General features: G+C 36.5%; 9 protein-coding genes (1 of these 9 only partly in view). 2 read left to right on the top strand and 7 right to left on the bottom strand.

All coding sequences use genetic code 11. The features are described from left to right. Nucleotides 1–337, bottom strand: partial view of a ZIP family metal transporter gene (locus tag JM84_RS12660; RefSeq protein ID WP_144784645.1) — the 5' portion only. It extends 332 nt beyond the left edge of the window; 337 of the gene's 669 nt are visible here — the first part of the coding sequence; the start codon lies at nucleotides 335–337; the stop codon falls past the left edge of the window. A gap of 82 nt (nucleotides 338–419) precedes the next feature. Between JM84_RS12660 and JM84_RS12655 the strand changes: the two genes are divergently transcribed. Continuing rightward, complete coding sequence (locus JM84_RS12655; RefSeq protein ID WP_144785213.1) at nucleotides 420–1,571, top strand: class I SAM-dependent RNA methyltransferase; 1,152 nt, start codon at nucleotides 420–422, stop codon at nucleotides 1,569–1,571. A 25-nt stretch (nucleotides 1,572–1,596) separates the two neighbouring features. Here the strand turns inward: JM84_RS12655 and JM84_RS12650 are convergent, their stop codons facing one another. The 3 genes from JM84_RS12650 to rlmD are packed head-to-tail and all read right to left on the bottom strand — an operon-like array spanning nucleotide 1,597 to nucleotide 4,199. Further along, complete coding sequence (locus tag JM84_RS12650) at nucleotides 1,597–2,319, bottom strand: DUF6048 family protein (protein ID WP_144784643.1); 723 nt, start codon at nucleotides 2,317–2,319, stop codon at nucleotides 1,597–1,599. Next, nucleotides 2,282–2,785: a DUF6452 family protein gene (locus tag JM84_RS12645; RefSeq protein ID WP_144784639.1), complete on the bottom strand. Its 504-nt coding sequence runs from the start codon at nucleotides 2,783–2,785 to the stop codon at nucleotides 2,282–2,284. Before JM84_RS12645 ends, JM84_RS12650 begins: the two co-directional genes overlap by 38 nt. A 1-nt stretch (nucleotide 2,786) precedes the next feature. Beyond that, complete coding sequence (gene rlmD / locus JM84_RS12640) at nucleotides 2,787–4,199, bottom strand: 23S rRNA (uracil(1939)-C(5))-methyltransferase RlmD (RefSeq protein WP_144784637.1); 1,413 nt, start codon at nucleotides 4,197–4,199, stop codon at nucleotides 2,787–2,789. 155 nt (nucleotides 4,200–4,354) lie between these two features. Here rlmD and rocD point away from each other — a divergent pair, with 155 nt between their 5' ends. Next, nucleotides 4,355–5,638, top strand: a complete 1,284-nt coding sequence (gene rocD, locus JM84_RS12635) for an ornithine--oxo-acid transaminase (RefSeq protein ID WP_013751610.1) — start codon at nucleotides 4,355–4,357, stop codon at nucleotides 5,636–5,638. A 120-nt stretch (nucleotides 5,639–5,758) separates the two neighbouring features. Here rocD and JM84_RS12630 read toward each other — a convergent pair whose 3' ends face one another. Genes JM84_RS12630 through JM84_RS12620 form a run of 3 tightly spaced genes read right to left on the bottom strand, consistent with a single transcriptional unit; the run spans nucleotide 5,759 to nucleotide 8,529 of the window. Continuing rightward, nucleotides 5,759–6,094: a CCC motif membrane protein gene (locus tag JM84_RS12630; RefSeq protein WP_013751611.1), complete on the bottom strand. Its 336-nt coding sequence runs from the start codon at nucleotides 6,092–6,094 to the stop codon at nucleotides 5,759–5,761. 27 nt (nucleotides 6,095–6,121) lie between these two features. After that, nucleotides 6,122–6,397 (bottom strand): DUF2752 domain-containing protein, encoded by a 276-nt coding sequence (locus JM84_RS12625; RefSeq protein ID WP_013751612.1) that lies wholly within the window; start codon nucleotides 6,395–6,397, stop codon nucleotides 6,122–6,124. Between the two features lie 8 nt (nucleotides 6,398–6,405). After that, a complete protein-coding gene (locus JM84_RS12620) occupies nucleotides 6,406–8,529 on the bottom strand; it encodes a T9SS type A sorting domain-containing protein (protein WP_144784635.1) in 2,124 nt (707 codons plus the stop codon). Nucleotides 8,530–8,608: the final 79 nt, after the last annotated feature.

The raw sequence follows: 8,608 nt of genomic DNA, 5'->3' as shown, positions 1-8,608 counted from the left end.
TGGGAAAACCTTCAATTATAGAATGTAAACACAAACTTACGAATAGTAAGAAGGGGAAGCTCCCTTGATCCTGATGATGCATGTGGCCATGTTCAGCTCCTTTAGAACCAAATTCTAACAGTATTTGAACAAGTAATCCAGCCATAATATAAATACCTATATTATTTGTGCTTTCATTATAAACTTCAGGTAGAAATTCAAATATGATAACCGATAATAGAAAAGCGCCGCTAAATGAAAGCAAAAGCTTGATGCTATTATTTACTACAGGCTTAAAAATAAGCGCAATAGTGAATCCAATAATAACTGCGATAATGGGTAAGATAATTGCTAACAAATGGTTAGGTATTTTGCGGTGTTAAGGCGATAAAATTAACGTATTTTTGCGGTATATGAGCGAGACAAGTCAAAACTTTAAGATGGTAGCCAAAACGTTTTTTGGCTTTGAAAATATATTAGCAGAAGAACTACGTATTTTAGGTGCTGGTAACGTGCAAATAGGCGTACGTAATGTTTCTTTTGAAGGTGATAAAGGCTTTATGTATAAAGCAAATCTTTGCTGTCGTACGGCTATCAAGATTTTAAAACCTATTGCTGAATTTAGGGTGATGAATGAAGACGACTTGTACCGTCGCATGCAGCGAGTTAATTGGCGTAAATATATGGATGTGAATACTACGTTTGCAATAAATGCAACCGTAAGCGGTCCTACATTTACCCATTCTCAGTATATCTCATTTAAGACCAAGGATGCTATTGTAGATAAATTCCGTCGTGAAGAGAATGTAAGGCCTAATGTGGATACAAAGCATCCAGACCTTCGTCTCAATGTGCATATACAAGATAATTGGTGTACGCTATCTTTAGATAGTAGTGGAGCTTCTCTTCACCATAGAGGTTATCGTACTGCTACAAATATTGCTCCTATTAATGAGGCACTTGCTGCTGGGCTAATAATGATGAGCGGATGGTACGGACAGTCAGATTTTCTTGATCCTATGTGTGGTTCTGGTACCATGTGTATAGAGGCTGCAATGATAGCTTGTAATGTTCCTGCAAATCTTAATAGAAAAGAATTTGCTTTTGAAAAGTGGGGAGACTGGGATGTTGATCTCTTTGAGCTCATTGAAGCCTCTGCTTTAAAAAGAGTTAAAGATTTTAGGTACACCATCACTGGATATGATAAAGCTCCATCTGCTGTAGAGAAAGCAAGAGAGAATGTTAAGAATGCTCAGCTATCTGATTTCGTTACTATAAGAGAAGAGAATTTTTTTAAGACAGAAAAGGAAGGGAATGACTTCTTACAGATGGTATTTAACCCACCATATGGGGAACGTTTACCTATTGAGATGGAAGAATTTTATAAAGAAATAGGAGACACTCTTAAATCTGGATATCCTGGATCTCACGCTTGGATGATTACATCAAATATGGAATCATTAAAACATGTAGGACTTAGACCGAGTAGAAAAATTAAATGTTTCAACGGTAGTTTAGAGAGCAGACTTGTCAAATATGAAATGTACGAGGGAAGTAAAAAAGCTAAATATCTAGATAGGGAAGAGGAGTAGTCCGTTTTCGCGAAAGCGTAAATAATTACTTTTTGAAAATAGGGATTAGATATGATAGTGTATATCCATAACCTACGCCTATAGGAGTGCCTTCTGTGAGTTCTCCGAACCCTGGAATATATAAGTTAGAGTAGCCGTCTGGATCTGTAGTTGTAACAGTTCTTTTTAATTGTACGTTGACCCCTAGGTAAATGTTGCTAAATAATTCTACCTCTAAGCCAATTTTGAGTTCGAGCCAAGTTGCATTGAGACCTTTGAATTCTTGACTTATTGACCTAGTATCATCACCAAATACTGGATTTGTGGTATAAATTGTATAGCTTTCTAGCTCTTGACTAAAACTTGAAAAACCAGCTCTAACCCCTGCGTAAATGAGATTGTTCATCCCAAACCAGTTTTCATAGGTATTGTAATTGAAACCTGCTTTAATGTAGCTTCCGCTAGTGGTATTCTCAAGATTAGGGAGGTCAGAGTTCCAGGTTTCGTTACCTATTTCTGCAGCAACATAATAATTCTTCTTAAGTCTAAAGTCTGCAACGAGTTCTAGTCCTTTATAATTATCGTCTAGAAAGGACCTAATAGGTTTAGAAATATCCACACCAAGGCGCAAACCATAGTAGTCTGCAGGAGCAGTAATAGAATCACTAGCAGTATTTTCTATAGAGGTTTTTTGAGCTCTTACAGAGCTGGTGAAAACGGTGAGAATTATACTAGTGAAAAATAGAAATATGTGCTTCAGTTTGATCATTAACCGTTGGGTTTTCAATATCTATATTTTGTATCCATGCTCCATCTTGTTGAGGATCATTTGTATTTTGTAAATCGTCATAAACCACTCTAAAGCCACATGCTTTATTTACAAACTCATCTGTAACGGTATAAGTGAAAGTTAAAACATCCGTATTGGCTTCTTCCTCATCATCTTCGGCAGTATTGATAGTAAATGAGTACGTTGTGAGTTCGTTATTTGTACGTAAAGGAATTTCTATACTTTCTAGGTTTACGAGCGCTAATACTTCATTTACCTCTTCGTTAACAATTGTTGAGACCGTTAGATTATTAGGAGCTTTTAATAATGTTGGGTTATTTACATCATAAAACTCAATAATAAGTAACGGAGTAGTGGGAGTAGTCTCTGCACAGATATCATCTCGTTCGCAAGAACTCTGTCCAAAACTGGCACTTATTATTAATATTAAAAGTAGCTTTCTCATATTATCTCTTTTCAAGCAACACTACATTCTCAACATGATGAGTCTGAGGAAACATATCTACAGGTTGAACCTTAGTTACTTTATATGTTTCATCTAATAACGCAAGATCACGTGCTTGTGTTGCGCTATTACAACTCACGTACACCACTTTTTCTGGTGAGATATTTATAATTTGCTGTACAACGTCTGCGTGCATACCATCTCTAGGAGGATCTGTGATAATAATATCTGGAACGCCATGGGCATTTATAAATTCTGTATTGAATACTTTCTTCATGTCACCCACAAAAAACTCTGTATTCTCAATGCCATTAAGCTTTGCATTTTCTTTAGCAGCTTCAATTGCATCTGGTACAGCTTCTACACCAATCACTTTTCTGGCTTTCTTGGCTACAAACTGAGCAATAGTACCAGTTCCAGTATATAAGTCATACACTAATTCATTACCACTAAGTCCAGCAAAGTCTCGTGTGATTTTGTATAGTTCGTAAGCTTGTTTTGAATTTGTTTGGTAGAATGATTTGGCATTAATTTTAAACTTAAGACCTTCCATTTCTTCAAAAATATGATCTCTTCCAGAGAAGCATATAACCTCTTGGTCATAAATGGTATCGTTCCCTTTACTATTTATTACATATAATAGCGAAGTTATTTCTGGCCAAGTGTCTTTTATATAGTTGAGGAGTAATTCTCTATTCTCAGTTTCTTCCTTAAAGAATTGAACTAAAACCATTAACTCACCATTAGATGATGTGCGTATCATTAATGTGCGAAGGAGTCCATCTTGATTACGGGCATTATAAAATGCCATATTATTTGCAGTTGCAAATTCTTTTATACCATTACGTATGGCATTACTAGGATCACGTTGTAAATGACATTTATCAATATCAAGTATTTTATCCCACATCCCAGCGATATGGAAGCCTAGCGCGTTTCTATCTTCAATGACTTCATCACTTTTTATTTGTTCAAGTGTAAGCCATTTTGAGTCAGAAAAGCCAAACTCCATTTTATTGCGATAAAAGTATTGCTCTGAGCTCCCAGCGATAGGTGTAAGCTCGGGAAGTTCTATTTTACCCAAGCGTTTCAGGTTATTTTCTACTTCTTGCTGTTTGTATTCTAGTTGGAATTTATAATCCATGTGTTGCCACTTGCAACCACCACATGCATCAAAATGCTCGCATTGAGGTTGAGTACGCTTTCGCGAAAGCGTTAAAACTTCAGTTGCCGTTCCCTCATAATAAGCTTTACGCTTCTTTGTAGTCTGTACGTTTACAACATCACCAGGTACTGCGTTATTGATGAAAATTACTTTTCCATCTGGCGCGTGACCGATAGCTTTACCTTTTGCACCTGCATCTGTTACACTAATATTTTCAAAAACCTGTCTGTTTTGTTTACGTCTTCCCATAGGCGCAAAAATAGAACAATTCTGAATTGTTCAGAAGGTTTTGCACGTCCTTTATAATTTGTAATTTAGAGGTCTTATATGGGATGATTTCTCTCCCCATTTCCATCTCTGGAAAAGCAGGAATCGCAGATTACTATCTTTAAAATATTATTATTATGGCCACTGTTGATCAACTTTCTTCACAAGAGGCAATTGCACTAGAAGACAAGCATGGAGCCCACAATTATCACCCACTTCCTGTGGTTTTAAGTAAGGGAGAAGGCGTTTATGTGTGGGACGTAGAAGGAAAAAAATACTACGACTTTCTATCTGCTTATTCTGCTGTAAACCAGGGACACTGTCACCCGCGCATTGTAAATGCAATGACAGAACAAGCAAAAACACTTACGCTTACTTCGCGTGCGTTTTACAACGATACCTTAGGACCGTACGAAAAATACGCTACAGAGTATTTTGACTTTGATAAGCTATTACCTATGAATACAGGAGCAGAAGCTGTAGAGACAGCTATAAAGCTTGCGCGAAAATGGGCTTACGAGAAAAAAGGTGTAGAAGAGCATGAAGCTCAGATTATTGTATGTGAAAATAACTTTCACGGAAGAACAACGACAATAATTTCATTTTCTAATGATGAAGGCGCTCGTAAAAACTTCGGACCATATACCCCAGGATTTATTAAAATAGCATATGATGACGTGGATGCGCTAGAAAATGCGCTTAAATCACATAAAAATATAGCAGGTTTTCTGGTAGAACCTATCCAAGGTGAAGCGGGAGTTTATACTCCTGCAGATGATTATATGCGTAAGGCGCAAGCTTTGTGTAATAAGCATGAGGTACTTTTTATAGCAGACGAAATTCAAACAGGAATTGCAAGAACTGGTGGTTTACTGGCAGTTTGTGGTAATTGCTCTTGTGAGTCTCATTGTGAAAAGCAAAAAGACACGTACGCACAACCTGACATTTTAATCTTAGGTAAAGCACTATCTGGTGGTGCTTATCCTGTATCTGCCGTGCTAGCAAATGATCACATTATGGAGGTGATAAAGCCAGGACAGCATGGATCTACCTTTGGTGGAAATCCAATAGCTGGAGCAGTAGCCACAGCAGCATTAGAGGTTGTAAGGGATGAACATCTTATACAGAACGCTCGTAAACTAGGAACAATTTTCCGTGAGAAGATGCAAGCTTTTGTAGATACTAGTAATATTGCAACACTAGTACGTGGTCGAGGTCTACTGAATGCTGTAGTAATTAATGATACAGAAGATAGCTCAACAGCTTGGGATATATGTATTGCGCTACGTGATAATGGACTTCTTGCAAAACCAACGCATGGTAACATTATTCGTTTTGCACCGCCGCTAGTAATGACAGAAGAACAATTATTAGATTGTACTGATATAATAATCAAGACGCTTAAGCAGTTTGAAAAGTAAAAAGCTACATTGCTTTAACGTAAAAAGCCGTTAAGATTATTAATCTTAACGGCTTTTTTGATTTAGCATAAAAAAAACACGTCGTGAGACGCGTTTAATGTTTATTCAAGAATAATAAAACTATTGTCCCATTCCAGCTTGTTCCATTTGTTGTTGTTGCCATTCTTGTAAACCTTCCATTCCTCCGAACATAACGAGCATTACAACTATCATTAATAGTGTCAGCACACCTAAAACTAAACCAATAATAGCGATAATTCTTGCAGTTTTAAGCTGTCCATAATTATCATAGCTATCAGGTGATAGTAAGTATGTTTTCTTGTCTTTGTTTGCTAAAAATAAGCCTATTCCAGAGAGTAGAACTCCTCCTATTCCCCAAGAGAAGCAGCAAGCTATGAATGATACAATCCCTAATACTAGAGATATGGTTACATTAGGCAGTTTACGATTTTCCATTTTAATGTTTGATGTTTAGTTAATTGATTAGTTAGTCATTTTTATTGTGTAGCTAATAATGATAGTAGCGACCGTCAATATAGCTAAAAATATTACACCTTTATTTGCAAATTTTAAATTTGTAAACTGGTTGAGCATTAAAAAACCCAGCAATGCTATCAAAGGATAGATTGCTGGGTACATGTAAAATGCTTCTATAAATTCTCCTTTGAAAAGGAGAGAAATGGATCTTTGAATACCGCAGCCCATGCATTCAAAACCTAAATATTTCTTGTTCAGGCAGGGCAACATGTATTCATCCATATAATATTTTAATTTACGATGCTAATTTTACGTCCTTTTGTAAGTCCGTCGCGAGTTGTAAATTTAACTACATATATTCCTGTTGCCAAGTTTCTTGTAGTAAAAGTATATTCACTCTGGCCACCTAAGTTTATCTCATTAAAAATCTTTTTTCCAGATAGATCAAATAACGTTACATCCTCAACAACAATGTTATTTGGGTTATAAATTTCAAGTTGGTTGTTAATGTTGTTCTGTATAATAGTAAAAGATTCAAGAACGCTCTCTTCAATAAATGGATCTTGTTCGTTTACCGCTATGTCAACAGTTTGATCTGCTACATCAGTATTATCTGTGGTTTCCTCTTCAGTTGTTTCTTCTTCCTCTTCCTGCGCCTCTGATGTTGTAAAACGAATAAAGAAGCGATCATCATAAATGCCATCCTCAAGCATCATAAGAACCTCTTCACCAAGTATAGAATGATATGCTTCTGTTTCCATATCAACTAAGAAAACATCGTTATACTCAAAGGCTTCTGTGTAGTGCACTGCAAACTTAAACTCTGTAGGTCCAGAAGCCTTTATAGATAAAGGAATCCATTGATATTCATCTTTTGGTACAGCATTGATTACGTAGTTGCTCTTTCCATCAATTTTGAACCCTACATCTGACGCAATTTCACTAATAGTTTGCGCATCCATCGCGGTGTCATAACCATCAGTTGCTTCATCTAGAAATGCAATACTCATTTCTCTTGAATACGTGTCATTAATTCCTGCATAAAATTTAATATGTGAAGGTTTTCTTAGGTCGCCAATGTTTTCATAATAATTGGCAACACCATGTGCTGATATAATATCATTATTTGAACTTTGAGCAGATCTAAAATCTGAGTTATCTCCTTCACGTACAAAGACCCTTTGCTCATTGCTAAAGGTGATGTCTTCAGGCACTGTGCCATTCATATCTTGATTAGTTGCTCCAGTTACCATGAAACCTTGTCCCACAGGAGAAAATCTTCTATCATAAGATAATGATGTTCCATCTGTATCTGCCGGACCAGTTGATTCACCAGTAATATCATAAGTTAGAAACGTCGCATTCACATAGATGCCATCTCCATCTATTACTCCCATTGGAGAATAGGTTCCATAACCTCCTTTATAGTCTACTAGGTAGTGAGAACCAACTAGTGGATCACTATCCCAAAAATAAGCAACACCAGTAGTCACTCTTTTTCTATCTATAGTCTTATTGATTACTTCTCCAGAATATGGTGATGTATATGAGTATGCATATGAATTTGGTTCACTTTCACCTCTTGAGTTTTTAATTAAAAAATGGTTTAAATCTAAAGCAGATGGATAAGGATTTCCTACTTGCGTCTGCTTATCGGGACCAACAGCAATTTGAATATCCCCACTATTAGGACGTCCCCTAAAATCATATCTTTGTGAGCTACCTGGATTATTCTCTGGTTGATTCACTTCAGTTGATATCGTTGTATTGTCAGTATCGGCAATGCCTTTCATAGTAAAACCGTATCCTGGCTCTAATATTTGAGTATTAGAAATATGTATCCAATCTCCGTAGTTTTCTCCAGATTTATATGCCCAGATCCAATAACTAGCAATATTTAAAGATCCCGAATTCTGATTACCGTCGTAACCTCCTATTGCAAATGCAGGGTTACTTAGTGTAACGCTTGTAGGTTTGAATAGAACTTGCGCAGCTGTGTTTGTGCTTTTAAATGCAAAAGGACCATTACCTTCGCCTCTTGCAGGTTCTGCAAAGCCTCCGCCACCTTCAACTCTTGATAAGCCCACGGGTGAACCCCATACATTGTAATCAAAATTGTTTACAGTTCCTTCTTGATATATAGATATCTCTCCCGTTCCTTTGTTATTCTTGCTTATGGTTCCTTCTCCTTGTAAAATTTGAGCATTGTTTCTTAAAACAATATTAGGTATTCCGTTATCCGTTGTAGCTGTTAGACTTCTATTAGATTCTAATTCAACATCATTTTCAACATAAATGAAAGTATCATTTACAAATACGTAGGAAGCAGTGTTTGCATCTGTGGGCTTCACAAAAAGTTGTGCATGAGCAGAGAATCCTAGGCTAAGTGCTGCTACAAGAAGTAGATTTTTCATAATTTAAACTTTACACTGAGTTATAACTTGGGGTCAAACTTAATCAATTGTAAATAGGGTATAGCAAGTAGTAGATTTT

The sequence above is a fragment of the Dokdonia sp. Hel_I_63 genome (assembly GCF_007827285.1).
Taxonomy (GTDB): domain Bacteria; phylum Bacteroidota; class Bacteroidia; order Flavobacteriales; family Flavobacteriaceae; genus Dokdonia.
Note: the sequence above shows the minus strand (reverse complement) of the source record. Positions and strands in the feature narration are given on the sequence as shown.